General features: G+C 73.6%; 25 protein-coding genes. 9 read left to right on the top strand and 16 right to left on the bottom strand.

All coding sequences use genetic code 11. The annotated features are described in order from the left end of the window. Window positions 1-34: 34 nt before the first annotated feature. Window positions 35-1075 carry a MurR/RpiR family transcriptional regulator gene (locus AC07FJ_RS19225; protein WP_479050388.1) on the top strand — a complete coding sequence of 347 codons (1041 nt, stop codon included), beginning with the start codon at window positions 35-37 and terminating at the stop codon, window positions 1073-1075. Between the two features lie 306 nt (window positions 1076-1381). On the opposite strand, the gene AC07FJ_RS19220 is transcribed toward AC07FJ_RS19225, so the two are convergent. After that, window positions 1382-1624 carry a DUF5133 domain-containing protein gene (locus tag AC07FJ_RS19220; protein ID WP_479050386.1) on the bottom strand — a complete coding sequence of 81 codons (243 nt, stop codon included), beginning with the start codon at window positions 1622-1624 and terminating at the stop codon, window positions 1382-1384. A gap of 241 nt (window positions 1625-1865) precedes the next feature. On the opposite strand from AC07FJ_RS19220, the gene AC07FJ_RS19215 reads away from it, so the two are divergent. The 3 genes from AC07FJ_RS19215 (at window position 1866) to AC07FJ_RS19205 (ending at window position 3811) form a co-directional block, all read left to right on the top strand. Then, complete coding sequence (locus AC07FJ_RS19215; protein WP_479050384.1) at window positions 1866-2057, top strand: DUF2795 domain-containing protein; 192 nt, start codon at window positions 1866-1868, stop codon at window positions 2055-2057. Window positions 2058-2375: 318 nt separating this feature from the next. Then, the gene (locus tag AC07FJ_RS19210) at window positions 2376-3311 is read left to right on the top strand and encodes a glycosyltransferase family 2 protein (protein ID WP_361423495.1); all 936 of its coding nucleotides are present in this window, start codon (window positions 2376-2378) and stop codon (window positions 3309-3311) included. Beyond that, entirely contained in the window at window positions 3308-3811 is a 504-nt protein-coding gene (locus AC07FJ_RS19205; RefSeq protein WP_479050382.1) for a GtrA family protein, read from the top strand. The genes AC07FJ_RS19210 and AC07FJ_RS19205 overlap by 4 nt, the downstream gene beginning before the upstream one ends. Here AC07FJ_RS19205 and AC07FJ_RS19200 read toward each other — a convergent pair. From AC07FJ_RS19200 to AC07FJ_RS19185, 4 genes are all read right to left on the bottom strand, one after another. Next, complete coding sequence (locus tag AC07FJ_RS19200; RefSeq protein WP_479050380.1) at window positions 3786-5366, bottom strand: DUF6056 family protein; 1581 nt, start codon at window positions 5364-5366, stop codon at window positions 3786-3788. The two genes, AC07FJ_RS19205 and AC07FJ_RS19200, sit on opposite strands and share 26 nt — an antisense overlap. Before the next feature lie 112 nt (window positions 5367-5478). Next, complete coding sequence (locus tag AC07FJ_RS19195; protein ID WP_479050378.1) at window positions 5479-6324, bottom strand: ATP-grasp domain-containing protein; 846 nt, start codon at window positions 6322-6324, stop codon at window positions 5479-5481. Between the two features lie 35 nt (window positions 6325-6359). Continuing rightward, window positions 6360-7085 (bottom strand): class I SAM-dependent methyltransferase, encoded by a 726-nt coding sequence (locus tag AC07FJ_RS19190; RefSeq protein WP_479050376.1) that lies wholly within the window; start codon window positions 7083-7085, stop codon window positions 6360-6362. 54 nt (window positions 7086-7139) lie between these two features. Next, window positions 7140-7742, bottom strand: coding sequence for an NADPH-dependent FMN reductase (locus tag AC07FJ_RS19185; RefSeq protein WP_479050374.1), 603 nt, complete (start codon window positions 7740-7742; stop codon window positions 7140-7142). Between the two features lie 148 nt (window positions 7743-7890). On the opposite strand from AC07FJ_RS19185, the gene AC07FJ_RS19180 reads away from it, so the two are divergent. Then, window positions 7891-8745: a helix-turn-helix transcriptional regulator gene (locus tag AC07FJ_RS19180; protein WP_479050372.1), complete on the top strand. Its 855-nt coding sequence runs from the start codon at window positions 7891-7893 to the stop codon at window positions 8743-8745. Window positions 8746-8750: 5 nt separating this feature from the next. On the opposite strand, the gene AC07FJ_RS19175 is transcribed toward AC07FJ_RS19180, so the two are convergent. Together AC07FJ_RS19175 and AC07FJ_RS19170 are read right to left on the bottom strand one after the other, a co-directional pair. Beyond that, on the bottom strand, window positions 8751-9104 hold the full coding sequence (locus AC07FJ_RS19175; RefSeq protein ID WP_479050371.1) for a hypothetical protein: 354 nt from the start codon (window positions 9102-9104) through the stop codon (window positions 8751-8753). Continuing rightward, window positions 9053-10555, bottom strand: coding sequence for an MFS transporter (locus tag AC07FJ_RS19170; protein ID WP_479050369.1), 1503 nt, complete (start codon window positions 10553-10555; stop codon window positions 9053-9055). Before AC07FJ_RS19170 ends, AC07FJ_RS19175 begins: the two co-directional genes overlap by 52 nt. A 620-nt stretch (window positions 10556-11175) precedes the next feature. On the opposite strand from AC07FJ_RS19170, the gene AC07FJ_RS19165 reads away from it, so the two are divergent. Then, entirely contained in the window at window positions 11176-11580 is a 405-nt protein-coding gene (locus AC07FJ_RS19165; RefSeq protein ID WP_479050367.1) for a DUF3592 domain-containing protein, read from the top strand. Window positions 11581-12045: 465 nt separating this feature from the next. Continuing rightward, window positions 12046-12822, top strand: coding sequence for a hypothetical protein (locus AC07FJ_RS19160; RefSeq protein WP_479050365.1), 777 nt, complete (start codon window positions 12046-12048; stop codon window positions 12820-12822). Window positions 12823-12944: 122 nt separating this feature from the next. Here the strand turns inward: AC07FJ_RS19160 and AC07FJ_RS19155 are convergent, their stop codons facing one another. After that, on the bottom strand, window positions 12945-13577 hold the full coding sequence (locus AC07FJ_RS19155; protein WP_479050363.1) for a hypothetical protein: 633 nt from the start codon (window positions 13575-13577) through the stop codon (window positions 12945-12947). Between the two features lie 217 nt (window positions 13578-13794). Continuing rightward, entirely contained in the window at window positions 13795-16563 is a 2769-nt protein-coding gene (locus AC07FJ_RS19150) for a SpoIIE family protein phosphatase (protein ID WP_479050361.1), read from the bottom strand. Window positions 16564-16799: 236 nt separating this feature from the next. Between AC07FJ_RS19150 and AC07FJ_RS19145 the strand changes: the two genes are divergently transcribed. Beyond that, entirely contained in the window at window positions 16800-17486 is a 687-nt protein-coding gene (locus AC07FJ_RS19145; protein WP_479050849.1) for a carbonic anhydrase, read from the top strand. Between the two features lie 44 nt (window positions 17487-17530). Here AC07FJ_RS19145 and AC07FJ_RS19140 read toward each other — a convergent pair whose 3' ends face one another. From AC07FJ_RS19140 to AC07FJ_RS19115, 6 genes are read right to left on the bottom strand one after another with little or no spacing between them, the layout of a single operon-like run. Continuing rightward, window positions 17531-18163, bottom strand: coding sequence for an alpha-ketoglutarate-dependent dioxygenase AlkB family protein (locus AC07FJ_RS19140; protein WP_479050359.1), 633 nt, complete (start codon window positions 18161-18163; stop codon window positions 17531-17533). Between the two features lie 57 nt (window positions 18164-18220). Continuing rightward, window positions 18221-19291: a serine hydrolase domain-containing protein gene (locus AC07FJ_RS19135; protein WP_479050357.1), complete on the bottom strand. Its 1071-nt coding sequence runs from the start codon at window positions 19289-19291 to the stop codon at window positions 18221-18223. Next, window positions 19288-20205: a DUF6895 family protein gene (locus AC07FJ_RS19130; RefSeq protein ID WP_479050355.1), complete on the bottom strand. Its 918-nt coding sequence runs from the start codon at window positions 20203-20205 to the stop codon at window positions 19288-19290. Before AC07FJ_RS19130 ends, AC07FJ_RS19135 begins: the two co-directional genes overlap by 4 nt. Continuing rightward, window positions 20202-21155 carry a DUF6895 family protein gene (locus AC07FJ_RS19125; RefSeq protein ID WP_479050353.1) on the bottom strand — a complete coding sequence of 318 codons (954 nt, stop codon included), beginning with the start codon at window positions 21153-21155 and terminating at the stop codon, window positions 20202-20204. Before AC07FJ_RS19125 ends, AC07FJ_RS19130 begins: the two co-directional genes overlap by 4 nt. Further along, the gene (locus AC07FJ_RS19120; protein ID WP_479050351.1) at window positions 21152-21832 is read right to left on the bottom strand and encodes a hypothetical protein; all 681 of its coding nucleotides are present in this window, start codon (window positions 21830-21832) and stop codon (window positions 21152-21154) included. The genes AC07FJ_RS19125 and AC07FJ_RS19120 overlap by 4 nt, the downstream gene beginning before the upstream one ends. A gap of 12 nt (window positions 21833-21844) precedes the next feature. Continuing rightward, window positions 21845-22030, bottom strand: a complete 186-nt coding sequence (locus tag AC07FJ_RS19115; RefSeq protein WP_361423454.1) for a hypothetical protein — start codon at window positions 22028-22030, stop codon at window positions 21845-21847. Window positions 22031-22288: 258 nt separating this feature from the next. On the opposite strand from AC07FJ_RS19115, the gene AC07FJ_RS19110 reads away from it, so the two are divergent. After that, a complete protein-coding gene (locus AC07FJ_RS19110) occupies window positions 22289-23545 on the top strand; it encodes a hypothetical protein (protein WP_479050349.1) in 1257 nt (418 codons plus the stop codon). 31 nt (window positions 23546-23576) lie between these two features. Here the strand turns inward: AC07FJ_RS19110 and AC07FJ_RS19105 are convergent, their stop codons facing one another. Then, entirely contained in the window at window positions 23577-25454 is a 1878-nt protein-coding gene (locus tag AC07FJ_RS19105; protein WP_479050347.1) for a glycoside hydrolase family 15 protein, read from the bottom strand. Window positions 25455-25483: the final 29 nt, after the last annotated feature.

Raw genomic sequence — 25483 nt, 5'->3', positions numbered from 1 at the left:
TTGAGGACGATCGGGACTGGAAGGAGGCACGCCGGTGCCATCAGGGCAGCAGGCACGCGCACAGGCGGCCGCGATCAGGCCGGGGCGGCGACCCACCGGCGGCCGGAAGGGCCCGGCGGAGGCGGCCCAGCCGGGCGGGTCGGCGACGTCGTCCGGGCCGGGCGAGCCGGCGGAACCGGCCGGGCCGGACCGGCGGGACGCGCGGCCGGAACGGGACGAGCGGCAGGCGCCCTCGGACCGGGTGCTGGCGCTCTTCGGCGGCCACCGCCTCTCCCCCGCCCAGCGGCGCATCGCCCAGTACATGATCGACCACGTCACCGAGGCCGCGTTCCTGTCGATCACGGATCTCGCGGAGCGGGTCGGGGTCAGCCAGCCGTCGGTGACCCGGTTCGCCACCTCCCTCGGCTACAGCGGGTTCCCGGCGCTGCGCGAGGCGCTGCAGCCCATCGCCCTGGGCGCGGTCGCCGGGGTGCAGGACACCGACGACGAGGTCCGGCGCAACGAGCTGCAGGCGGCCATCGACGCGGAGATCGAGAACCTGGAGGCGCTGCGCCGTGCGGTGGCGGACCCGGGCCAGATCCTCGACGTCGGCCGGGAGCTGGCCGGATCCGTACCGCTGACGGTGCTGGGCCTGCGCATCTCGGTGTCGCTGGCGGAGTACTTCGCGTACGCGGCGCGGCGCATCCACCCCGACGTACGCCTGGTGACCCGGGGCGGCAGCGTCGCCTATGACGCGCTGCTGCAGTCGAAGGAGGCGGGGGGCACCTGGGTGCTGGCGTTCGCGATGCCGCGGCACGCCAAGGAGACGCTGGCCGCCCTGCGCGCGGCGCGCCGCACGGGACTGCGGATCGCGCTGATCACGGACCTGACGCTGGGGCCGCTGGTCGACGAGGCGGAGGTGACGCTGACGGCCGGGACCGGATCACGCCTCGTCTTCGATTCGTACGCGGCGCCCGGGGTGGTGGCGGCGTCCGTGCTCCAGGCGATGGCGGACGCGCATCCGGAGCGGACGCAATTGCGGCTGGAAGGGTACGAACAGGCCGCCGAACAGCACAGTTTCTTCCTGGACGACTGACCCCCGCCGACGTCCGACGGACACATCGCCGGGGGTGTTTTCACGCCACCGGCTCGCATGAAATTTTTCATGCACTTGCTTACTCGACGGTAAATATATTTACTGCTCGAACGGCCGGGACCGAGCACGTCGGTCATCCGGTACACCCCTCTCAAGGCCTCTGACAGGGCCTTGGGCCGGACACCCTCGATCGGCGCTCCCTCCTCGCGCCGGTCCCGCGGTGTCCCGCCGGGCACTCCGTCTCCCCTCGGATGCCCGTGGCGGCCCCGGTCAACCCCTGGACCGGGGCCGCCTTAATTCGGCCGGTCAGGTACTTGCGGCCGCGGCACTGGCGACCGTGGCGCTCGCGGCCGTGGCGGCGAGCCTCGCGCGGGCCGCGGCCAGCGCCTGGTCGAGCTGCCGGGTGCCGGTCGTCACGCAGAGCGTGTACGTCACGTCGTCGAGCCGGCGTTTGAGGTCGGGGGCGATCGACAGCCCCTGAGCGGCGGCACACAGGGATTCGTAACGGGCGACGAGCTCCTGAAGCACCGCGGGATGCGCCAACAGCATGAACGTACCTGCCTTTCCACGCCACACAGCACACAGAGGGAGGGATGCCGATGCCGGCCTCCCGAGGCCGGGTGCGCCAGTCCCGCGACCGGGACGCCATCCCCGCACTTGGATGTGCCCGCGCCGTCCGCTCCTCAACCGACATTGTGATGCAACCGTGACAGATCCGCGCAGCGTGGACACACAAGGTGATGGTCCGATTTCCGGTGATGTTTCCCCTTTAGGCGGGTATTCGTCGCACATGAACGTGAACCCCATCGAAATGCAGAAGGCCCTCGGCGGCGTGCACTACCCCGCGTCGAAGAAGGACATCGTCGGCACGGCGCAGAAGCACAAGGCCAGCCGGGAGGTCATGGACGCGCTGAAATCGCTGCCGGAGAAGGACTACGACTCGCCGGCCGCCATCAACAAGGAGGTGGGCAAGGAATCCTGAACGGGCCTGAGCAAGGGAAGACCTCCGCCCCGCCGTCCCCGCCCCGGGGGAGCGGGGCGGAGGCATGTCCGAGCCCCGGCCTCCACCGCCCTCACCCGAGTGGACGGCGTGGGGCTGTCCGGGCGGCGCGGCCGCGATGCACTGGACCCGGCGCGTGCCGAAGTCGCCCGCACGGCCAGGCAACCACGACGAGCCGGTTGTCATCTTTCCTGAACGGTGGGCACGGATCATGCGGCCCGCCGGCCGCACACCGGTGCATGGAGTGAGTAGGTAATGGTCCATATTTCAATCGTCGTTCCGTGTTTCAACGAGAGTGAGGTGATCGACACCTTCCACACCGCGCTGGCCGCGGCTCTCGAACCCGCCGACGCCACCTTCGAGGTGTGTTACGTCGACGACGGGAGCGGCGACGAGACCCTGGACCGGCTGCGCGCGCTCGCGGCGACGGACCCCCGCGTGCGCTACACCTCCTTCAGCCGCAACTTCGGCAAGGAGTCCGCGATGCTCGCCGGCATGCGCATGTCGCGCGGCGACGCCGTCGTCCTCATGGACGCCGACCTCCAGCACCCGCCGGAGCTCGTCCCCCGCATGCTGGAGCTGCACCGGCACGGCTACGACCAGGTCATCGCGCAGCGCGACCGCACCGGCGAGGGCGCGGTGCGCAAGGCGTTCAGCCGCACCTACTACCGCCTGGTGCGCCGCTTCATGGACGTCGAGATCGCGGACGGCGCGGGCGACTTCCGCCTCCTGTCGCGGCGCGCGGTGGAGGCGATCCTCTCGCTGCCGGAGAGCAATCGTTTCTCCAAGGGGCTCTTCTCCTGGATCGGCTTCGACACCGTCAGCTTCACCTACCAGAACGTCGAGCGGGCCGCGGGCCAGTCCAAGTGGGGCGGCCGGCGCCTGCTCAACTACGGCATCGACGGCCTGCTCTCCTTCAACAGCCGCCCGCTGCGCCTGGCCATCCACACCGGCCTGTGGCTGTTCCTCTCGGCGTTCGCGTACGCGCTGTGGATCATCGCCAACGTCCTCCTGGACGGCGTCGACACCCCCGGTTACGCGACGCTCATCACCGCCATCGTCGCCCTCAGCGGCATCCAGCTCGCCACGCTCGGCGTCATCGGCGAGTACGTGGGGCGGATCTACCACGAGTCCAAGCGCCGGCCGCACTACGTCGTGCGGGAGACGAACGAGCCCGCCGCCGCGCGCGCCGCGGCCCCGCTGGAAACCGCCGGCCGCGCCCGGCAGGAGACGTGAAGCGGAGCACGGGTCACCCGGGGCGGCGCCGCTCCCCGAGCGGGCGCGGCGCCGCCCTGCGCCAGTTCGCCACCTTCGCCGCGATCGGGCTGGCCAACACGGCCGTCTACTACGCCGTGTACGCCACGCTGAACCTCTGGCTGCCCTACCTCGCGGCGCACGTCGTGGGGTACGCGGTCAGCGTCGTCGGCTCGTTCCTGCTCAACTCGTACGTCACGCTGCGTACGAAGCCCACCTGGCGGGCGTTCGCCCGCTACCCGCTCTCCGGCGCGGCGAACGTCGTGGGCAGCGGCGTCCTGCTGCACCTGGCCGTGAGCCGGCTCGGCATGGACGAGAACCTCGCGGCGCTCGCGGCGGGGGTCGCCGTCACCCCGCTCTCCTTCGTACTGGCCCGGTGGGCCATCACCTCCGGGGCGGCCGCGACCCGTCGGGCCGGGCACCGGGCCGGGCCGCAGCCGCCGCCGGAGGCCGGGGTCACGGAAGCCGCGGCGCGTAAGTGACCTTGTCGAGGTGGTAGTAGTCGGCGACGCAGTTGGCGGGCCAGGTCTTGCGCCCGTGGTCGCCGAACGGCTCCAGCATCTTGCCGACCGACAGCGGGGTGTACGGGGCCGTCCTGGCGCCGCTCGCGGCCTGCTCGCGCAGGTAGCGGTCCTGGTGGTCCCACTTCTGCGCCCGCACCTTCATGTCGTGGCCCAGGTGGTACAGCGGCACGGCCATCCCCGCCACGGAGACGGCGCAGACGGCGGCGGCCAGGGCCATCACCAGGCCGTTGCGGCCCGGGCCCCGGTGGCTCTCGCCGCCCTCGCCGCCCTCGCCGCCGTCGCCGCCGTCGACGCCCGCGTCACCGCGCAGACGCAGCGCGCGGCCGACCAGCGCGCCGGCGCCGGCCAGCAGCAGGACATACACCAGCAGGTAGTCGTTCCAGGTCCGCTCGGTGCGCACCACCCGCTCGCCGAAGGCGGGGTAGGTGATGACGGTGCACAAGTAGCCGCAGGCGAGGAAGGTGAGCGCGCCGAGCGCGGTCAGCAGCAGCGGGCGGCACGGCATCAGGGCCGGCCGGTGGCCCGCCCGGCGCCGGGCCAGCAGGCCCAGCAGCACGCCGGCCGCGACGACGCCCACGTACTCCCAGGTCGTCAGGATGGTCTCCAGGATGCGGACGTACGCGCGCAGTGAGGCGATCAGCGACTCGGGGGCGAGCATGGAGACGGTCTCGGCGTCGTAGCGCTGGCGGCGGTTGCGCGAGCCGGGCGAGGTCACGAGCAGGATCGTGCCGATGGCGACGCCCGCCATGCCGGTCAGCGCCCAGACGCGCACGTAGCGGCGGATCCGCTCGGCGAACAGGAGCGGGGCGAACAGCACGGCCACCGCGAGGACCACCAGGGCGACGACCGACGCCTCCTCGGAGAGCGTGCCCATGAAGACGCCCGCCACCAGCACCACGGCGAGCGCGGTGATCCGGCTCCGGCGGCTCCCGGCGCCGTACCGCAGCAGCGGCAGGGCGGCCGCCGCGGCCAGCACCGGAGCCAGCGTGTGCGACACGGAGGCGGCCGGCCAGTAGAAGGTCTTGTACGTGTTGGGCGTGGCGAAGAGGAAGGCCGCCGTGATCATCGAGGCGGCCAGCAGCGGCACGCCGCGCGGCGCGGTGCGGCCGGTGGCGCGCAGCGCGTACACGGTGACGGCCCACAGCAGGACCAGCATGAGGACGCCGCTGACCACGGCGTACCACTGGTGGCCGGCGACCGGGGCCTTGGCGTACGCCCCGACGAGCAGGCCGTTGGCGATGCGCCCGTTGTCGGTGACGTAGAACTTCTCGACGAGGCCCCAGACGCCCCCGTCGCGTACGACGGGCAGGAAGCACCACTCGTCGGCGCTGGGGCGGACGTAGCGGCCGAGGTAGGAGGCGACGGCCAGCAGGCCGAGGGGCAGCAGCGCGAGGCCCGTCGCCCAGAGCGTGGTCCAGGGCCGGGGCGGTCTTCCTCCGTCCTTCTCCCGGCCCGGTCCCGGGCTGTCGCCCGGGTCGCCCGGGATGGTGACACTCGTTGCGCCGACGGACATGCTGTGTTCACTGCCTCTCGAAAAACTACTGGTGCGACACCCAAGAGGGGATTTCTCACGGTGCCGTTTCCATTCGCCCGGACGGATTCGGGGAGCGCAACCTCAGGCGGGGTCAGACGGACGAGGTTGCGCCGAGGAGGCGGCGCAGGGACACCGTCACCTCCGTGACGAAGGAGTCGCGCGTCTCCTCCCCGACGAGGTCGAGGGAGAGGTACGGATTGAGGTCCTCCAGTTCGACCAGGAGGAGGCCGCCGTCGGGGGCGCGGCAGGCGTCGACGCGCTGGATGCCGTGGTCGATGGCGTTCCAGTCGACGAACCGCTGGGCGAAGGCCAGGTCGGCGTCGGTGGGCCGGTACGGGGCGAGCTCCCAGCGCCGGTCGGTGCGCGGCGCGTACAGGGCGTACTGGAAGGCGCGGTCGACGAAGTAGAACGACACCTCGTAGGCGAAGTCGACGCGCGGCTGGACGAGGATGTCGCCGTAGGCGAGGTGGGGCAGCCGCTCGCGGGGGACGAACTCCAGGCCGATGGAGTCCGCGCCGAGCCGGGGCTTGACCGCGTACGCGTCCGCCTCGGGCAGGCGGTGCAGGTCTTCGGGGCGGTCGGCGGTGGGGATGACGGGGTATCCGGCGGCGGTCAGGTCGAGGAGGTACTGCTTGCCGGCCATGTCGCCCTTGCCGGTGAGCTGGTTGTAGACGGGCACGCCCTCGGCGAGCGCGCGGGCGCGGAAGGCGTCGTACGCGTCCTGGTAGTGGAGGACGGGGCCGCTGTTGCGGACGACGACCGCGTCGAAGGCGCCCATGAGAGCGGCGGCGTCGCGCGGGTGGCACAGGGCGAGGTCGAACGTCTCGCGGAGCCGGGAGGTCAGGAAGACGTCCTCGTCGCAGTAGCGTCGGCCGCGGGCCTGGTAGGCGAGGTCGGTGACGTACAGCAGGCGGGGGCGGGGCACGGCGGCGGGCACGTTTCTCCTGGTCGGGTCGGGGTGGAGGACCCAACCTACCGGCGTGCGACCACCAGTCGGCAGCGGGGCGTCCCGTCGGCGCGGGTGCCGAGGGAGGGGAGCGCGGTCAGGCCGGTGGTGAAGCCGGCCCGGTCGAGGTCGCGCAGGACGTCGGGGAGGCGGAAGGTGCGGTAGTACATGACGAAGCGGGGCCGCCACAGCAGGTTGCGCACCCGCATCGCCAGGTCGAAGCCCCACAGCGCCAGGTAGGGCCGGGAGCCGACCGGCGGGGGCGCCGGCACCGGGAAGGCGAAGAGGCCGCCGGGGCGCAGCGCGGTGTACACCTCGCGGAACAGGTCGGGGCGCTCGCGGGGCAGGAAGTGGCCGAAGGCGCCGAAGCTCACGGCGAGGTCGAACGCCGACCGGAACGGCAGGGCGCGGGCGTCGGCGCGCACCCAGCGCTGCCGGGGTCCGCCGGGGGTGTCCGGGTGGGTGGCGCGGGCCTGGGCGAGCATGCCGGCGCTGAAGTCGACGCCGGTGACCTGCTCCTGGCAGACCTCGCGCAGGACGCGTACGCCCGCGCCGGTGCCGCAGCAGACGTCGAGGCCCGTACGGAACGGCCCGAGGGGCCGCAGGGCGTCGGTGACCGCGTCGAGCAGCCGGTCGGAGGTGCGGAACGGCGTCTGGTCGAACTTGGGGGCCAGCAGGTCGTAGCCGTGCTCGGTGGAGGACAGCGCCTGGACGGCGAGTTCGCGGAGGGTCGGGCCCTGGGGTGTGAACATCGCCGTCCAGCGTATCCGCGCGGCGGTCGCGGGGTGGCGGTTACCGGGCGGCGCTCACCGGGCGGTGTAGGGGTGCTCGCGGCGGGCGTGGCGGAGGACCGAGCCCCACCAGTGGAGCTGGTCGAGCATCACCTTCGCGGCGGCGTCGTGCTCCTCGGGGTCCCTGAGGTTGCCGTCCTCGTCGAAGAGGAGGTAGTAGCGGGGGAAGCTGACGTAGTCGCGGACGGTGTGGGCGTGCAGTTCGCCGAAGACCTGGCGCAGCTGCTCGATGGCGAGGAGGCCGCCGCTGGCTCCGCTGTAGCCGACGAAGCCGATCGGCTTGGCCTGCCATTCGGTGTAGTGCCAGTCGATGGCGGCCTTGAGGGAGGCGGGGAAGCTGCGGTTGTAGTCGGGCGTGACGACGACCACGGCCTCCGCCTCCGCCAGCCTGCGGGTGAGGTCCGCCATGCCGGCCGGGCGGGGCATGTCGGGGTCCATCGCCGGCGGCACCGGCGGCAGCGCGAGCGGCAGTTCGACGTCGGCGAGGTCGATGACGTCGACCTCGAACCCGCTGTGGAGCGCGGCCTGTTCGGCGAACCAGCGGGCGACGACGGGGCCGAAGCGGCCGTCCCGGACACTGCCGACGAGGACCGCGAGGCGAAGGGGCTGCGAAGACATGGGAAGGCTCTCCTGGGTGGGTCGGGATGGTGACCGGTGCGGTCACGACTCCCAACCTGCCGTGGCGGGCGGGTACCAGGAAGGCCGGGCTGAGACTGGTAGGGACAGGGCCACCCTCCGGGCCGCTGTGCTTGCTACCTTCGGCCGGGTGAGCGACAACGAACTGGGCCTATTCCTGCGTACGCGCCGCGAGGCCGTCACCCCCGCCGAGGTGGGTCTGCCCACCGGGCCGCGCCGCCGCACGCCGGGGCTCCGCCGGGCGGAGCTGGCCACGCTGGCCGGGGTGAGCGTGGAGTACGTGACGCGTCTGGAGCAGGGCCGCGACCGGCATCCCTCGCCGCAGGTGGTGGCCGCGCTGGCGGAGGCGCTGCGGCTGACGGCGGCCGAGCGGATACACCTGCACCGCCTGACCAAGGGCGCGGACCCCACCTCGATGTGCGGCGCTTCCGCGCCGCCGGTGCTCACGGTCCGGCCGACCGTACGGGCGCTGCTGGACCGGCTGGAGCCCGCCCCGGCGGTGCTGCTGAACCGGATCGGCGACCTGCTGGCGTGGACGGCGGGGTACGAGGCGCTCGCCGGACCCCTCGGCATGCTGGACGGCGCCCCGCCGAACCTGGCCCGGTTCGTCTTCGCCGACGAGCGGGCGCGGGAGGCCTTCCCCGACTGGGAGCGGGTCGCCGACGAGCAGGTCGCCGCGCTGAAGCAGGGGCCGTTCCGGGCCGACCCGCATGTGGCCGCGCTCGCGGACGAGTTGGGCGTGACGGCCGGGGCGGAGTTCACCGAGCGGGTCGGCAGGCTTCCCGGGCTGCCGGCGGCCACGGGCATCACCCGCCTGGAGCACCCGGAGGCGGGGGCGCTGCGCCTGGCGTACGAGACGCTGGAGTTGCCCGCCGACGACGACCAGCGGCTGCTCGTGCACCTGCCGGCGGACGACGCCACAGCGGCGGCGCTGGACGGCCTCAGCGGGCGCCGCCCGGGCGCGCTGCGGGCGGTGTCGGCGTAACGGGCCTACCGTGTCTCGGCGCCGACCGCCGGGGTCTCGGTCAGTGACCACCAGTCGAGCTTGAACTCCCGGGCGAAGTCCGGGTGGTCCTCCCAGTGCCGGGCGATGCCCCGCAGGACGTCCCAGTTCTGCTCCAGGGCCTGGTCGATGACGCCGCGCAGCTGCGGTTCGGCCGTGGCCCGCCGCTCCACCAGGCCCTTCACCGCCGCGGCGGCCAGCGCGGTGTTCCGCAGGGCGCGCAGGGCCCGCGAGGTGTCGTCCATCCCGAAGCCGTGCTCGCTGCCCGTCTCGGGGTCGAAGAGCGGCGTCAGCCGCGCTTCGACGAAGGCGTTGATCCGGTCGAAGTGCCGGGCGTCCATGAGGGCTCCTTGTGTGCGTGCGCCGAGGTCGACGCCCGAGCATAGACGCCCCGGCCGGCCGGGGCTGCGGCCTCCCCCGAGGCCCGCGCGACGACGAGGAGGAGGAACGCTCCGCAGGCCGCGACGAGCAGCCATCCCGGGCGCGACGCGTCGGCGAGGCCGCCGGGTTCGGCGCCGGCGGCCAGCCCGCCCGCGGCGGCGACGCCGACCGCCGCGCCGACCTGGCGGGCGGTGGAGGTGACGGCCCCCGCCACGCCGGCCCGCGACGAAGGCAGCCCGCTGACGGCGGTGTTGGTGAGCGGCGCGTTGGCGAAGCCGAACCCGACGCCGATGAGCAGGTGGGCGAGGAGCAGCAGCGGGACGCTGGTGTCCGTGCCGGGGTACGCCATGCACAGGCCGCCGGCCGCCGTGAACGCCCCCGCAAGGACGAGCGGGCGGCGTGGTCCGCGCCGCGCCACCAGGCCGCCGGACCACGGGGCGCAGAGGGTGGCGCCGAGCGCCATGGGGAGGGTCGCGGCCCCGGCCTCCAGTGGCGTCCAGCCGCGGGTGTGCTGGAGGTGGAGTGTGGTCAGCAGCAGGGTCGTGTTGAGCGCGACGAACACCGCCACGGCGCCCAGTACCGCCGTGGTGAAGCGCGGCCGCCGAAAGAGGGCGAGGTCCATCAGGGCCTCGGTGCTGCGGAGTTCGACCCGGATGAACGCGGCCGTCGCCGCCGCGAGCGCGGCGTAACCGGCGAGCGCCCACGGCGAGGTCCAGCCGACGCGGGGTCCTTCGATGAGGACGCCGACCGCGACGCACAGCACCGTGGTGAGCAGGACCTGGCCGGGCAGGTCGAGCCGCCGGGCCCGCTGCCCGCGGGACTCCGGTACGAAGAGGGCGACCAGGACGAGGGCGGTGACGACGACCGGGGCGTTGATCCAGAACACCGAGCGCCAGCCGAGCGCCTCGACGAGCGCTCCGCCGGTGACCGGGCCGGCCGCCATGCTGAGTCCGAAGACGGACGCCCACACCCCGATCGCGCGGGCCCGCTCCCGGGGGTCCGGCATCGCGTTCACCACGATCGCCAGCGCCACGGGGCTCAACATGGAGGCGCCGACGCCCTGCAGCGCCCGGGCCGCGACGAGGAAGCCGAGCGAGGGGGCCACCGCGCAGGCCAGGGAGGCGACGCCGAAGACGACGAGTCCGGTCCGGAAGACCCGGCGGCGGCCGAAGCGGTCGGCGAGCGCGCCGGAGGCGATGAGGAGGGCGGCCAGCACCACGGTGTAGGAGTCCACGACCCATTCCAGGCCGCGGGTTCCGACGCCCAGGCCCCGGCCGATTTCGGGGAGTCCGACGTTGACGATGGTGGTGTCGAGGCCGACGAGGAACATGCTCAGCGCGCAGACGGCGAGCACCGTCCAGCGTCCGCGCGCGCTCAGTGGGGGTTGTCCGGCCGGGGGTGTCGTGGTCATGGGCCCGCCTTTCGTCCGCCGGACGCGTCCGGCAGGTTTCGTCTGCCGGCTCATGCTGGAGCGGGGCGGCGGCGGGGACCAAGCGGTGTTGCCGTTGCGGCAACGGGCGTTCCGGGGCCGGGGAGCGTCTCGTCTCGTCGGCCCTGCGTGCGGACCCGGATGAGGCCGCTGTCGAGAGTGATGGCGGCGAGGCAGCGGTGGGGACGTCCGTCGTAGCGGGTGACGATGCCGCGCCCTTGCTTGCTTCGGTGGCAGCGGCGTTCGACGACGCTGCGGCGCCGGTGGGCCGCCTCGTCGAACCCGCGAGGACGCTCCCGACACCGGGCTCTGCCCGCGAGTTGGTCGACGCGTTCGGGGATCGTGGCCTTGTGCCGCGTCGGCGCACGGGCGGGCCTTTGTTGCCGACAGCAGGCCGCCAGGCCGTGGCGAATGTGCCGACATCAGCACATGACGCCACCTGGCCACGGTAATAGCTTGTCCGGACTTGCGCGGCCATGTGGCACGCCGCTCACATGTGGAACGGGATGGTGGGAGTGGACGGCATAGTGAATGCCGGCGCCTCGAGGGGGCGTCGGCAGCGTACGACGGTAGCTCGTCTGTCGCCGCGTACCTCTTTGGTGGTGTCGCTGGTGCTCGCGCTGCTGCTCGGCGCCCTGTCGCTGCTGGTCATGGTTCCGGCGGACCGGCATCTGCGTTCTTTGCACGACGGCAGGCGGACTGATGCGACGCTGACGACGGGCGGCTCTTGCATGCTGGGTGGGTGCCAGGTCGAGTTCGAGGCCGATGGGCGAACGGTGGTGGCGGCCTTGCCGGTCGGCAGCGGAGGCGGCAGGAATCCCGTGGGCACTCGCATCACCGTCCGATACGAAGCGGACGATCCTCGGGTAGCGGCCCGCGAAGACGATGTCGATGGCGGCGGGGCAACGGTGCTGGCCGTGATGTCGGGCGGGGTCGCCCTGCTCTTCCTGGTGATGTCGGTCGCGATGGCCGTCCTCGTGGCGCGGCAGCGGCGCGCTCATACCTGACCGCGCGTTCGGAGTCGTCTCAAGCAGATGACCCTGAAACCGAGTTGGAGCGGGTTGGGGTGGATGTCCGCGCGGACGGATGGCGCTCACTCGCGCCGTGCCCGCGCCGATCGACGACGGTGCCTTGCGCCGCGGCGGGGAGACTGTCAGTGTCAGACCCAGGTGGCAGCATGACGAAGTGCACGCCTCCCCGAAGCACTGCGCCGCTTCCTGGTCGGCAGGTACCAGGTCGCCTGACCGGCACGGCGCCGCACCAGAGCGCGTCGCCCGGGTGGCACCCCCCTGCCGCACGCCCGGTCGCCGGAACGCCGAGAATCCGGGCGGGGCCGCCCGCACCTCCGTGTGCGGGCGTCCCCGCCCGGCAGGCCCTGTGTCGGCTCGGCGCCCCCCGCAGAGCTCTGTGGTCTCGCCGCCCGGTGCGGCATGGGCCACTGACACCTCCGACAGCAGAAAGCGCATTCTTCGATGACCACACACCCCCTACGCACCGAGCGCAGCGGTCCGCAGACCGCTTCCGTCGTGACCGACCTGCCGTTCAAGCCTCAGCTCGTCAAAGCGGTGTTCAGGGACGTGACTTCGTTGCACGTCTCCCGGTCGGCCGCGTGGGCCGCCGCGTCGGTGACGCGGACCGTGCTGACGGAGATCGTCGAGGGCGCGAGGAGCGCGGCGGCCGAGGAGGTCAGGAAGAGGCTGATCCCCAAGGACCTCATCTCGGCGATCGACCGGAACATCGAGGTGGACGTGGGATCGGCGTGGTACCTGCACAGCCCGACCTTCCACGGCCTGATGGGCGAGGTGCGCAACGCCGATGGTGCGCTCGTGTCTCTTCGTGAGCGCCGCGGGGCGCGGACACCGAGTGGTGTGGCCGGCGCCCACCGGTTCGAGGCCGGGGTGAGAAGGCTGCTGGGGAGCCGGGGGGTGAGGGCGGTCCCGGCGATGGTCCGCGACCTGGACGGAATCGCGAGCGTGTTCCTGACGGCCCTGGCCCGGGACGCGGCCAAGGTCGTCCGCGAGGGCGGGGTCAAGCGGTTCGGGACGGTCAGTATGGTGGTGCCGGGCGAGCCGGCCCCGGCCCCGCTGCTCAAGGACCCCCTCCTCGCTCTGTCCACCCGTCGCGGGGACGGGCGGACTGTTGGCGGGGACGACGTCCTGGCCGCCGTCACGATGCAGCTGTTCGGCGATGTCGGACAACGCGCCATCACCGAGGCAGCCGAGATGACACGGAACCCATCGGCCGACTGACCGGGCCCGCCCCTGCGCTCTGCCCACTGCGCACGGCTGCGTTCGATGGTTCACCGGTGTCGTCCCGGCCGTTGGGAGGCCCGAGCCCGGGCAGGTGATGCTGTTGTTCTGGCGGACCGCCTTCACGACCGTTGCGCGGGTCCGATGACCCTGAGCCCTACCTGCCCGGCGAGCCAGTGCGCGTAGGGCTCTCTTGTCTGGCGGCCGTCGAACACCGCGCTGCGGACGTGGACGAGGACAGTGTGGTCATCGGCGAGTTCGCCTGAGTAGCGGATGTGGGTGTTGAAGAGAAGTGTCACTTCAGCGTGCTTGGAATCGCCGTGGAATCCCACCTCGGGCGCGTCCGGCCACTGCAGCGACTCCCAGTGGATCTCGCCGGTGTTGGGGCCGATCGCCGCGGTGAAGGCGTCCTCGATACTGCCGACCGGCCGGTCCCACACCTCCCACTCCACCGGCAGCCGCCCCTCGAACGCGGCCGCCTCGGCCGGCAGGCCGCTCGCGGGGACGCCGACGACCAGAGGGGGCTGGTCCTCGAACGGAACCCCTTGGAATTCCTCCATCTCGGACGCCCCGCGGAACCATCCCTCGGGCATGGCCTTCGCTATTCGCTGCACCTCGGCGACGGAGGGAAGTTCCGCGTACGCGGAAACCTCGGAATGAGCGCAGCGGCCGAACTCCATGAGCCGGCGCGCGGTGCTCAGGGCGAGTGCTGGATCGCGGCTACGGAAGACGGGATAGGCAACGTCGTTGGACATCCGACGACTGTGCCATGGCTTGTCGTCGCAGGACATCGCGTTTACGACACGCTTCGTACGGCTGGGCAGGCTGCGAGACGCGGCCGCGGCGCCGGCACGCGCCTGAGCCGCTGTGGCGGGGGGCGAGCCGTGGGTGTGCTGCGGCGACCCGCCTTCGCCTTGCAGCTGCACGCCCCAGACCCCGCTCTCTAATCCGGCCTGATCGACCGGACAGGACCTAGAGCGGGTCGACGTCCATGAGGTCGAAGAGCAGCGCTCCCTCGGCGGCCGTGTCCGGGCGGTTGGCGTCGGGGGGTGGCTGCTCCGCCCAGATGACCTTGCCCTGGCCGGTGTAGCGGGTGCCCCAGCGCTCGGAGAGCTGGGCGACGAGGAAGAGGCCGCGGCCGCCCTCGTCGGTGGTGGCGGCGTACCGCAGGTGCGGGGAGGTGCTGCTGGTGTCGGAGACCTCGCAGGTGAGGCCGCGGTCGCGGAGGAGGCGGACGTGGACCGGCGGAGAACCGTAGCGGATGGCGTTGGTGATGAGCTCGCTGAGGATGAGCTCGGTGGTGAACGCCAGCTCCGACAGGCCCCACTCCTCCAGCTGCCGTGCGGCCTCGGCGCGGATCTTGGCGACGGCACCCGGGTGGAAGGGCACGTCCCAGTCGGCGACCTGGTCGGGGCCGAGGGCGCGGGTGCGGGCGATGAGCAGCGCCACGTCGTCCTTGGGGTGGGCGGGCAGCAGCGCGTCGCAGACGGCCCGGCAGCTGTCGTCGGGTGTCCGGTCGGGTACGGCGAGGGCCTGGCGCAGCAGTTCGAGGCCGACGTCGATGTCGCGGGTGCGGTCCTCGATGAGGCCGTCGGTGTAGAAGACGAGCTGGCTGCCCTCGGCGAGGGTGAGTTCGGCGGTTTCGAAGGGGATGCCGCCGAGGCCCAGCGGCGGCCCGGCGGGGAGGTCGGGGAACTCCACGAGGCCGTCGGGGTGGACCAGGGCGGGCAGCGGGTGTCCGGCGCGGGCCATCACGCAGCGGCGGGAGACCGGGTCGTACACGGCGTACAGGCAGGTGGCGCCGGTCATTCCGGCGTCGGGCGGTCCGCAGGGCAGTTCGCCGTCGACGGGGTCGCGGTCGTCCTGGTCGATGCGGCCCACGAGGTCGTCGAGGCGGCCGAGGATCTCGTCGGGCGGCAGGTCGAGGGTGGAGAAGTTGTGCACGGCGGTACGCAGCCGGCCCATGGTGGCGGCGGCGTGCAGGCCGTGGCCGACGACGTCGCCGACGACGAGCGCGACGCGGCTGCCGGGCAGGGGGATGACGTCGAACCAGTCGCCGCCGACGCCGGACTGGGCGGGCAGGTAGCGGTGGGCGACCTCCAGGGCGCTCTGCTCGGGCAGGGCGCGCGGCAGCAGGCTGCGCTGGAGGGTGACCGCCATGGCGTGTTCACGGGTGTAGCGGCGGGCGTTGTCGATGCAGACGGCGGCGCGGGTGACCAGCTCCTCGGCGATGGAGAGGTCCTCGTCCTCGAACGGTTCGGGCTTCTCGGAGCGCCAGAAGTTCGCCACGCCCAGCACCACTCCCCTGGCCTTGAGGGGGACGGCGATGAGCGAGTGGATGCCGTACGCGACGATCCGGCCGGCCCGCTCCGGGTCCTGGGCCTGCCAGCCGGGAGCGCGGGCGAGGTCGGGCACCAGCTCGGCGCGGCCGCTGCCGTACCCGCGGGCCTGCGGGGTGGAGGGCAGGAAGCCGATCATCTTGCCGCGCGGGTAGAGGGGGTGGTCGTCGCGGATGCCGGCGACGGCGGTGCGGCGCATGTCGGCGCCGGTGCCGGTGGGCTCCTCGCCGCGCAGCACCGCGTCGGCGAGGTCGACGGTGACGAAGTCGGCGAAGCGCGGGACGGCGACCTCGGCGAGCTCCTCGGCGGTGCGGACCACGTCGAGGGTGGTGCCGATGCCGACCCCGGCGTCGTACAGGAGGTTCAGGCGCCGGGCGGCGCCCTCGGCGCGGCCGCTGAGGGCGCGGAGCTCGGTGGTGTCGCGGATGGTGGCGACGGTGCCGGCGGGGCCGCCGTCGCGGTCGGTGGGCCGCTGGTTGACGGCGAGGAGCCGGTCGGCGGCGAGGACCACCTCATCGGTGGCGACGCGGCCGGAGGCGAGGAGCGCGGCGACGCCGGGGTCGAGGCCCGGCAGCTCGGGGATGGGGCGGCCCTCGGCGTCGGGCGGCAGCTGGAGGAGGCGTCTGGCCTCGTCGTTGGCGAGGAGGAGGCGCCCGTCGCCGCCGACGATGACGACGCCTTCGCGTACGGCGTGGAGCACGGCGTCGTGGTGTTCGTAGACGCGGGTCATCTCGGCGGGGCCGAGGCCGTGGGTCTGGCGGCGCAGCCGTCCGGCGACCAGGGCGGTGCCGGCGGTGGCGAGGGCGAGGCCGGCCGCGCTGGTGGCGAGGATGACGGGGAGCTGGCGGTTGACCAGCCCGGTGACGTTCTTGACCTGGAGTCCGGCGGAGACGAGGGCGATGACGCGGCCGTTCTCGTCGCGTACGGGGACGATGGCCTGGACCTCGTCCCCGAGGGGGCCGGAGACGTCCTCGGTGTGGACGCGGCCGGCCAGGGAGGGCTCTATGGTGCCGACGAAGCGCTCGCCGATCCGCTCGGGCCGCGGGTGGGTGTAGCGGATGCCGTCGGTGTCCATGACGACGATGAAGTCGACCCCGGCGCGTGCGCGGGCGGCTTCGGTGAGCGGCTGCAGTACGGCGGAGGGGTCGGGGGCGGCGAGGGCGTCCTGCATGCCGGGCGCGTGGGCGAAGGACTCCGCGACGGCGACGGAGCGGTTGCGTGCCTCGCGGTCGCTGTCGCCCCGCGACTGGAGGACGAGGGCGAGGACCGCGCCCAGGACCAGCAGCACGACCAGCGCCACCTGCAGGACGAATACCTGCCCCGCGACGCTCCGCGGACGCCTGTCGGCCAGTGACCGAACCGAGGCTCCACGGAATCGGTCGCGAACGTTGACCACGCTCATTTGTAACACCGCATCCGGCCCGGGGACCATGGGTGACCTTTCGCCGCCGAACGGACACGTGCGGTCATCGGAGTCCAGGATTCGCCCAACTCCCGGCCAACGGCGGTCAAAGAGGGCCCGAAGTACCGCTGCGGCGGGCCTACCGTGCGGCCGTGACCTCGATATCGAAGGATGACGCGACAGCGGCGGACGAGCCCCGTGGCGGGGCCGCGCGACACCGGTGGACGCGGCGCGGAGTGCTCCGCGGCGCACTGGGCGGGGGCGCCGCGCTCGGCACCGCCTCCGGCCTCGGCCTCGCCCTCGCCGGGCCGGCCGGCGCGGCGGGCGCCCCGGTGAGGCCCTCGACGCCTGCCGCCGCGCTGCGCGAGCTGACGCGGGGCAACCGGCGCTGGCGCACCCGGCACCAGACGCACCCGCACGAGGCGGCGGCCGACCGCACGGCGGCCGTGTCGGGCCAGCACCCCTTCGCCCTCGTCCTCGGCTGCATCGACTCGCGCGTGCCGCCCGAGCTCGTCTTCGACCAGGGGCTCGGGGACCTGATGACGGTCCGTTCGGCCGGTGAGGTGCTGGACGAGGCGGTGCTCGGCAGCGTCGCGTACGGGGTCCTGGAGCTCGGCATCCCGCTGGTGATGGTGCTGGGGCACCAGTCCTGCGGCGCGGTGACGGCCGCGGTGCGCGCGGACGAGACGGGTGAGCAGCTGCCCGCGCACATCGCGTACGTCGCGGAGCAGATCCGTCCGGCGATCGACCGGAGCCACAGCGGCCAGGCCCGCGTCGACGCGACGATCACCGCGCAGGTGCGGCTCGTACGGGACCGGCTCGCCGGGGAACCCGATCTGGCCGGCGCGGTGGCGGCGGGCCGACTGGCCGTCGTGGGGGCGCGCTACGAGCTCCTGAGCCAGCGGGTCAGCCCGGTCGCCTGACGCGTCGGCCGGCGGGCTGCGGGGCGGGCCCTCGCGGACGCGGCTCACCCCACGCCCCGCGGCCGGAACTGGATGCTGATCCTGGGCCCCACGTCCCGTGTGGTCTTCGGGATCGCGTGTTCCCACGTCCGCTGGCAGGAGCCGCCCATCACGACGAGGTCGCCGTGCCCGAGGGGGAAGCGCAGCGACGCGGCGCCGCCGCCCCGGGGCCGGAGCGCCAGGTCGCGCGGTTCGCCGACCGAGAGGATCGCGACCATGGTGTCCCGGCTCGCGCCGCGGCCGGTCCGGTCGCCGTGCCAGGCGACGCTGTCGCGGCCGTCGCGGTAGTAGCACAGGCCCGCCGTGGCGAACGGCTCGCCCAGCTCGGCGGCGTAGTGCGCGGAGAGCGTGGCGCGCGCCTCCTCCAGGACGGGGTGCGGCAGGGGGTCGCCGGCGCCGTAGAAGGCCAGCAGGCGCGGCACGGTGACCTCGTGGTCGTACATCCGCCGCTGTTCGGCCCGCCAGGGGACGTGGGCGGCGAGCTCCTCGAAGAGGGCGTCGGCGCCGGTCAGCCAGCCGGGGAGCAGGTCGATCCACGCCCCGTCGGTCAGGGCGGTGCGCCGTACGCCGGTGAGCGGTCCGAGGCGGATTTCGTCGCTCTGGTCGAAGAGGGATCCCTGCATGTGCTGCCGTGCCATGGTGTCCAGCCTAGACCGCAATCGAACAGGTGACCTATTGCAGTGCCTATCGCGTGGTCACGGCGTCCCGTACAGGAGTCCGTACGCGGTCGCCACGAACGTGTCCCGGAGGCGGATGCGACGCGTGGCGAGCGCGGCCAGCGCCGTCCCGGTGTCGGGGCGGAAGCCGATGAAGGCCTGCTGGCCGCTGGTCGCGCCGGCGTGGAAGTACATCGGCCCGTGGTCGGTGGGGTGCCGGAACCAGGTCAGCGTGTGGACGTGCCGGTGGCCGACACCGCGCCGCAGCAGCGGGCGCCGCACCGCGCGCAGCGCGTCGCCCAGCGGGGTGTCCTCGGGGCGCAGGTGCGCCTCCAGGAAGGCGAGCAGGTCGTGCGGGGTGGCCCGGACCGCTCCGGCGGGCTGGAAGCCGCCGGTCCGCAGTCCGGGCACCGGTGTCGCACCGTCGGCGCGGTGTCCGGTCGCGTCGGTGCCCGGGGCCCCGGCGGGGTGCAGCGCGGTGCCGGTCAGGCCGAGGGGGCCCATGATCCGCCCGGTCAGCAGCTCCTCCCACGGGGTGGCGGTGGCCGCGGCGAGGGTGTGGCCGAGGACGGAGACGCCGAAGTTGGAGTAGCGCCAGCGCGTGCCGGGGCGGTGGCGCGGGGGGCGGCGGCTCAGGAAGGCCCGCACGACGCGCTCGGGCGGGTAGTGGGCGTAGGGGTTCGTGTGCCAGTGGGGCACCGCCTGCCGGTAGAAGTCGCGGGGCAGCGCGGGCAGCCCGGAGGTGTGCGTGATCAGGTGCGTGAGCGTGATGGCGGACCGGTGTCCGTGCGTCCGGCCCGGGTCCAGATGGGCGGCGGCCCGATCGCCGCCGCCGACCACCCCGGTGCCGATGAGCTCGGCCAGCAGCAGCCCCGTGTACGTCTTGGAGGCCGACCCGAGCTCGTACCGCAGCCGGTCGCGCGGGACCGGCGGGGGCGGGGCGGTGCCGCCGCAGCGGACGGCCCGGCGGCCGCCCCGGGAGAGGGCGAAGACGACGTCGGGCGCGTCCACGGCGCGGACGGCCTCGTCGAGCCGCTCCGCCACGTCCGTCTCACCGTCCGCGTCGCCGCCGCCCGTGTCGTCGAGCAGCGTCCCCGTGTCCGCCGTCATGCGTCGGCCATCCGGGCGAGGGCGCGCGACGTCGCCAGCACGGAGGCGAAGGCGGCCACCAGCGTGGAGTGGTAGACGACGTCGAAGACGTCGTCGGGGTCGCCCTCGGGCATCTCCCGCACCGCCGGCATCGCCCCGTCGGACTGCTGGGCCGCGGCGAACCCCTCCCACGCGGCCGCGTCCAGCGTGGGGCTGGGCAGGCAGGCGTCGACGACGAGCAGTTCGCCGAGCAGGTCCCAGCGGCGCAGGTCCAGCCAGTCGTCCAGCCAGACCGGCAGCCAGGTGTCGAGGTAGGCGGCGATGCGCGGTGGCAGGCCGTCGGGCCTCTCGCCCCAGTCGGTGAGGTGGAAGACGGTGTGGGTGATGTCGTACCCGGTGCGCGCCTCGACGGTCCACGGTTCGGGGGTGTTGCCGAGCCAGGTGCGGGCGAGGGCCTCGCCCTCCTCCATGCCCGGCAGCAGTCCGAAGCGGCGTTCGCACGCGGAGAGGCCGAGGCGCCGGACCGGCTGCAGCTCGCGGGCGGTCCAGCTGCCGAGCCGGTGGTTGAGCCGGACCCACTCCTCCATCTCGGGCTGGCGGTAGCCGAGTTCCCGGAACGGCAGGTAGACCTCGAAGGGGACCGGCGACTGCGGCTCGCCGCGCTGTCCGCGCACGAGCATCCGGCCGCCGTCCAGGGCCACGCGCCACGCGTGGTCGAGCAGCCGGCGGACGAGGTCGGTCTGACGGGAGCCGGAGACCCCCTCGCGGAACAGCACCCGGCCGATCACGGCGAGTTCGCCGATCGGTTTGAAGCGCTCCATGAACCCGCCGGCCTCCGGGTCGGTCTCCGTCTCCAGCCGGAACCCGTCGCGGTGGGCGTACAGCCACTCGACGGCGCCCACGCCGACGGAGTGGATGAGGCGCGTGCTGGTCATGACGGTCCCTCCGGTCCAGCGCCGTCCTCCGCGAGGCGCGCGAGGGTCAAGGCCGCGGCGAAGGCCGCCATCAGGGTCGAGTGGTAGCGGTGCGCGAAGCCGTGGGGCAGGGCGGGGCGGTGGCGGGCCGGGCCCACCTCCACCAGGGCGCCCGACGCGTCCTGCGCGCCGGCCAGTTCGGCCCACGCGGCCGTGATCGCGGCGCGGTCCAGCGGTCGCGGCAGGCTTGCCGCCACGGCGAGGAGTTCGCAGCTCAGGTCCCACTGCCGGTCGTCCAGGCAGGTGTCGAGCCACGGCGGGAGCCAGGTCTCCAGGTAGTCGGCGAGCCAGGGCGGTACGCCCTCGGTCGCACGGCCCCAGTCGGTGAGGTGGAAGACCACGTGGGTGGTGGCGTATCCGGCGGTCGTCTCGAAGAGCCAGGGCTCCGGGAGGGCGCCCAGCCACGTGCGCCCGAGGGCCGCGGACATCTCCTCGTGGTCCGGGAGCCCGGTGCGCCGCTCGGAGTTGAGGACGCTCAGCAGCCGCGTCGGGTGCTGTTCGGTGGCACGCCAGCCCCGGGTGCGGGCGATGGCCGAGGCGAACTCCTCGTACCCCGGGTGCCGCAGACCGGCGGAGGCGAACGCGGCGTAGATCTCCAGCGGGTACATGGCGCACGGCTCCAGCCGCTGCAGGTCGAGGAAGAGTTCCCCCTCACCGGTCTCGCGCCAGGCGAAGGCGAGCAGGTCGGCGGCCGCGTCGTGGAGGGGGGTGCCGGGCGGGCTGTACCGGCGTACGCAGACGCAGACCTGGGCCAGTTCGCCGAGCGGTTTCCAGATGCGGTTGACGTCGGCGCCGGGGTCCAGCGCCGAGTCGCCCAGCCGGAACTCCGCCCGGTTGTCGGAGATCCAGCCGAGGGCCGCCTCGCCCACGCCCCTGAGGTCGACCCCCCGGAGGCCGACGGCCGCCGTCACACCGGCGCTCCGGCACGCAACAGCCGTGCGGCGCGCAGCTGGAGCGCGACGCGCGGATCGGTTCCGCCCATCAGGGCCGTGAACTCCAGCCCCGTGTCCAGGGCCAGGGTGTCCGGGACCCCGTCGAGCAGGCTGAGCCAGCGGCCCGCTCCGGCCGCCTGCAGCCAGTCGCGGCGGCGTACGGCGCGGACGAAGCCGCGTGCGACGTCCACCGGTCGGCGGGCGGCCGCGCGGGCGACGCCCGAGTCGGCGCCGGGGACGGCGAGCGCGGCGAGGACGGCGAGCTGGTGGGTGAGGACCTGCCAAGGGGCCACGTCCAGCCAGGTGGTGTCCGGCTCGGCGCCGTCCAGTCCCAGGGCGCGGCGCATGGCCCAGTGACTCCACCGCGAGGTGGGCGAGGCGTCGGGCGCGGGAGGGAAGCCGCGTACGGCCTGCTCGAAGGCGGTCAGATCGCCGGGGGCGGGCGCGGTGCGCAGGAGGACGCTCGGCAGCACGGTGTCGGCGCCGAGGACGCGTACCGCCGCGAGTCCGAGCCGGTCGGCCCCCTGCGCGTCGGTGGCGTCGACGACACCTTCGACCACCACGAAGTGGTCTCCGCCGTTGAGGGCGGAGACCACGCGCGAAGCGAGCTCCCTCACCGCGCCCGTCAGACGGGTGGGTGTTTCAGGCTGCTCCATTCAGCCCCTCCGTCAGCCCTTCTTGGGCCGGGGAGTCGGGGGCGCGAGCAGGAGTTTGCCCTCGCCCTGCAGGAGGGCCAGCCCCGCGCATTCGTAGGTGTCGCGGTAGAAGCCCTCAGCTTCCACCGGGTTGAGTTCGGACTCGATGTCGGCGTCCAAAACCGTCAGGTCCCGGACTTCTGGCTCGATGGCTGACATGCCACCATCCCCTTCACAGGAGGAATGCAGACTTCCACTTCTAGTGGACCGCAGACGGACAAAAGGTGCAAATCAACTGAAAGGCCAACTACATCACTCTCTGAATGTGTGCGCTTCAACCACCTCGCCCTCCCCAAGTGGCGCCGTCGCCGCCCCTCTTCTGCCACTCCCGGATGGCGCAATGGCCCGGAATGCCCCTTAGATGAGGCAACGACACGGTGTGTGCCTCACCGAACGTTCGGCGAATGGAGCCGCGCCATGACCACCGACCATCCGACAACTCCCCCTACCCCTCCGCCGGTAGGCCCCCCGGACGCGCCGCTGACCTCGCCTCCGGTCTCCCCCTCCGCCCCGCCGTCGACCTCCTCGGCGCCGGGCCCCGAGAGCCCGCCTCTCCCGGCGTTCCCGCCGGCCCCCCAGACGGCGGCGGCTCCGGCCGACGCACCGCCCCCGGCCTCCGCACCGCCCCCGGCCTCCGCACCGCCCCCGGCCGCCGTTCCGGCGCCGGAGCCCGCCGCGCCGCCGGAGGATCGCGCCTACCGGGAGGCCCCCGAGGCGCCGGAGGACCGCGCCGCCCGGGAGCAGGAGCCCCCGGCCGGGAAACCGGCCGGTGACGGCACCGACGAGCCCATACGCACCCTGCTCTGGACCGCGGCCACCTACCGGCCGCTGGAGGAGGTCGCCGCGCTGGTGAGCCTGCTCAAGCGCACCAAGCAGGTGGCCAGCCCCGGCGACGAGGCGCTCCGCGCGGCCGCCGTGGCCCGGCCCCTGGAGGAGGTCCGGCAGCTGGTCGCCATGCTGGGAGAGCCTCCGCACAACCTCGACGAAGCGGGCACGACCCTGCGCGCCGCGGCCGTCGGCCGGCCCATCGAGGACGTCGCCCAGCTGGTGGACATCCTCGGCACGGAGGACGGTGGAGGCTGGCCGCGCAGCGCCCGGGACGCCGAAGGCGCCCCGCGCGCCGAGGGCGCACCCGCCCCCGACGGAAGCGGAACGGCCGCGACCGCCGCCCGGGGCAGGGCCCCGGAACCCGGTGGCGGACCGGCGCCCGTACCCACCGCCCAGCGCCGTACCACCTCGCGGCGCGGCGACGACGCGGCCTCCGCCGCCCTGCGTTCCGCCCTCCGTTCGGGCCTGCGCTGGCCCGTGGCCGTCGTGCTGCTCGTCTGCGGACTGCTGCACCTGCCCATCGACCTCGTCGCCCTGCGGTCCGGGGGCAGCGCCGGCCTGCTGTCCTTCGCCGTCACCGTGCTCTGCCTGGGCGTGGGCGGCTGGCTCGCCCTGCGCGACACCGCCCGGGTCTGGGCCGCTGCCGCGGCGACCGGCGTCGGCGTCGTCGCCCTGCACGCCATGGCGGGCGTCGGGCACCTGAACCTGCTGGAAGGCAGCCTCGGCGGCTCGTACGCCTGGGCCGGCGCCGCGGCGGTGGCCTGCGCCGCGCTCGCGACGGCGCTCGCCGCCTCGGCGCTGCTCCGCCGGCCGCGAGCGGCCGACGCGCCGACCGGCGGCGGCTGAGGCCTGAGGCCAGGGTGGGTCCGAACAGGGCCTAGGCAACCGTCGCGCGGGAGCGGGCGCTCCGGTGCCCGTTCCCCGCGCGGCCGGCGGAGCGGGTGCCGTACAGGGCGAACGCCGTGTTCACCAGGGCGACATGACTGTACGCCTGCGGGGTGTTGCCCAGCTGGCGGCGGGTCACCGGGTCCCACTCCTCCGAGAGCAGACCGACGTCGTTGCGTACGCCGAGGACGCGCTCGAAGACGTCGCGGCCCTCCTCCCAACGGCCCGTCAGGGCGAGGGCGTCGGCGTACCAGAGGGAGCAGGCGAGGAAGGTGCCCTCGCCGCCGCAGAGCCCGTCCACCTCGTGCACGTGGCCGTCCGTCTCGGCGTACCGGCGCAGGAAGCCGTGGTGCTCCAGGGCGCGTGCCGCCTCCAACGTCCGCCGCAGCCGGTGGTCGTCGGGGCGCAGGAAGCCGAGCCGGGGCAGCAGGAGTGACGCCGCGTCGACCCGCCGCGAGCCGTAGTACTGGACGAAGGAGCCCTGTTCGTCGTCCCAGCCCCGCCGGAGCACGTCCTTGCGGATCTCCTGGCGCAGGGCGCGCCAGCGCTCCGCCGAGCCGCGTACGCCGGCGACCCGGGCCATCCGCACGGCGCGGTCCGCGGCGACCCAGGACATGATCTTGGAGTGGACGAAGTGGCGGCGCGGGCCGCGCACTTCCCACAGCCCGGCGTCCGGCTCCTGCCAGTGCCGTTCCAGGTGGTCCATGAACGAGGCCACGAGGTGCCACACCTGCGCGTCGATCGGCACTCCGGCGCGCAGCGCCGAGTACACGGTGTTGAGGACCTCGCCGTAGACGTCGAGCTGGAGCTGGCCGACGGCGGCGTTGCCGAAGCGCACCGGGCGGGAGCCCTCGTAGCCGGAGAGCCACGGCGCGGACGCCTCGGCCAGCCGGCGCTGGCCGGCCAGCCCGTAGAGCGGCTGGAGATCGGACGGTTCCCCCGCGATGGCGCGTACCAGCCAGTTGGTCCAGGCGGCCGCCTCGTCGCGGTATCCGGAACGCAGCAGGCACGACAGCGTGAAGGTGGAGTCCCGCAGCCAGCAGTACCGGTAATCCCAATTCCGTTCCCCGCCGAGGCGTTCGGGGAGGGACGAGGTGACGGCGGCGACGATTCCGCCCGTGGGCGCGTACGTCAATGCCTTGAGCGTCATGAGGGAGCGGAGAACGGCATCCCGCCACGGTCCTTCGTACCGGCACGCCGACGCCCAGTCACGCCAGAATTCCAGTGTGCGGCGGAGGGCCGAATCGGCGTCCGTGACGGGGGGTTCGACGACGTGGGAGGGGCTCCAGCACAGCACGAAGGTGACGGAGCCGCCCGCCGGTACGGAGAACTCGCAGGAGGTGCTCTCCTTGGTGACGGAGGTGGTGACGCCGGGGCCGGCTTCGAGGAAGGCCGCGTCGGGCCCCGCGACGGCGGCCGTGGTGCGGGCGCCGAGCGCCCGGCTCCACGGCACGATCCGGCCGTTGTCGAAGCGCAGCCGCAGGTCGCCCCGCATGTCGACGCGGCCGGCCAGGCCCTCCACGCGGCGGATGATCCGGGGTAGTCCGCCCCGGCCGGCCGGGCCGCCGCCTCCTCGGGGCGGCATGAAGTCGGTGACCCTGACGGCTCCGCCGACGGTCTCCCAGACCGTGTCGAGGACGAGCGTGTCGTCGCGGTAGGAACGCCGGGAGCAGGTGCCCGTGGCGTCTGCGGGAGCGCGCGCGGGGGCGATCCGCCAACGGCCGTTGTCCTCGCCGCCGAGGAGCGCCGCGAAGCAGGCGGGTGAGTCGAAGCGGGGCAGGCACAGCCAGTCGATCGCCCCGTCCCGGCCGACGAGCGCCGCCGTCTCGAGGTCTCCGATGAGGGCATAGTCTTCGATTCGCCCTGCCATGAGGCGAATTCTAGTCCCGCTTCCGCAGC

The sequence above is a fragment of the Streptomyces sp. NPDC045998 genome (assembly GCF_056430285.1).
Note: the sequence above shows the minus strand (reverse complement) of the source record. Positions and strands in the feature narration are given on the sequence as shown.

What these genes read in the sequence shown, in the direction of transcription:
- AC07FJ_RS19150 (WP_479050361.1), bottom strand. Translation starts at nt 16,563, where the DNA reads ATGAGCGTGGTCAACGTTCGCGACCGATTCCGTGGAGCCTCGGTTCGG.
- AC07FJ_RS19115 (WP_361423454.1), bottom strand. Translation starts at nt 22,030, where the DNA reads ATGTCAGCCATCGAGCCAGAAGTCCGGGACCTGACGGTTTTGGACGCC.
- AC07FJ_RS19190 (WP_479050376.1), bottom strand. Translation starts at nt 7,085, where the DNA reads ATGTTCACACCCCAGGGCCCGACCCTCCGCGAACTCGCCGTCCAGGCG.
- AC07FJ_RS19155 (WP_479050363.1), bottom strand. Translation starts at nt 13,577, where the DNA reads ATGTCCAACGACGTTGCCTATCCCGTCTTCCGTAGCCGCGATCCAGCA.
- AC07FJ_RS19130 (WP_479050355.1), bottom strand. Translation starts at nt 20,205, where the DNA reads ATGACCAGCACGCGCCTCATCCACTCCGTCGGCGTGGGCGCCGTCGAG.
- AC07FJ_RS19140 (WP_479050359.1), bottom strand. Translation starts at nt 18,163, where the DNA reads ATGGCACGGCAGCACATGCAGGGATCCCTCTTCGACCAGAGCGACGAA.
- AC07FJ_RS19135 (WP_479050357.1), bottom strand. Translation starts at nt 19,291, where the DNA reads ATGACGGCGGACACGGGGACGCTGCTCGACGACACGGGCGGCGGCGAC.
- AC07FJ_RS19120 (WP_479050351.1), bottom strand. Translation starts at nt 21,832, where the DNA reads ATGGAGCAGCCTGAAACACCCACCCGTCTGACGGGCGCGGTGAGGGAG.
- AC07FJ_RS19110 (WP_479050349.1), top strand. Translation starts at nt 22,289, where the DNA reads ATGACCACCGACCATCCGACAACTCCCCCTACCCCTCCGCCGGTAGGC.
- AC07FJ_RS19200 (WP_479050380.1), bottom strand. Translation starts at nt 5,366, where the DNA reads ATGTCCGTCGGCGCAACGAGTGTCACCATCCCGGGCGACCCGGGCGAC.
- AC07FJ_RS19215 (WP_479050384.1), top strand. Translation starts at nt 1,866, where the DNA reads ATGAACGTGAACCCCATCGAAATGCAGAAGGCCCTCGGCGGCGTGCAC.
- AC07FJ_RS19170 (WP_479050369.1), bottom strand. Translation starts at nt 10,555, where the DNA reads ATGACCACGACACCCCCGGCCGGACAACCCCCACTGAGCGCGCGCGGA.
- AC07FJ_RS19105 (WP_479050347.1), bottom strand. Translation starts at nt 25,454, where the DNA reads ATGGCAGGGCGAATCGAAGACTATGCCCTCATCGGAGACCTCGAGACG.
- AC07FJ_RS19185 (WP_479050374.1), bottom strand. Translation starts at nt 7,742, where the DNA reads ATGTCTTCGCAGCCCCTTCGCCTCGCGGTCCTCGTCGGCAGTGTCCGG.
- AC07FJ_RS19160 (WP_479050365.1), top strand. Translation starts at nt 12,046, where the DNA reads ATGACCACACACCCCCTACGCACCGAGCGCAGCGGTCCGCAGACCGCT.
- AC07FJ_RS19175 (WP_479050371.1), bottom strand. Translation starts at nt 9,104, where the DNA reads ATGGACGCCCGGCACTTCGACCGGATCAACGCCTTCGTCGAAGCGCGG.
- AC07FJ_RS19220 (WP_479050386.1), bottom strand. Translation starts at nt 1,624, where the DNA reads ATGCTGTTGGCGCATCCCGCGGTGCTTCAGGAGCTCGTCGCCCGTTAC.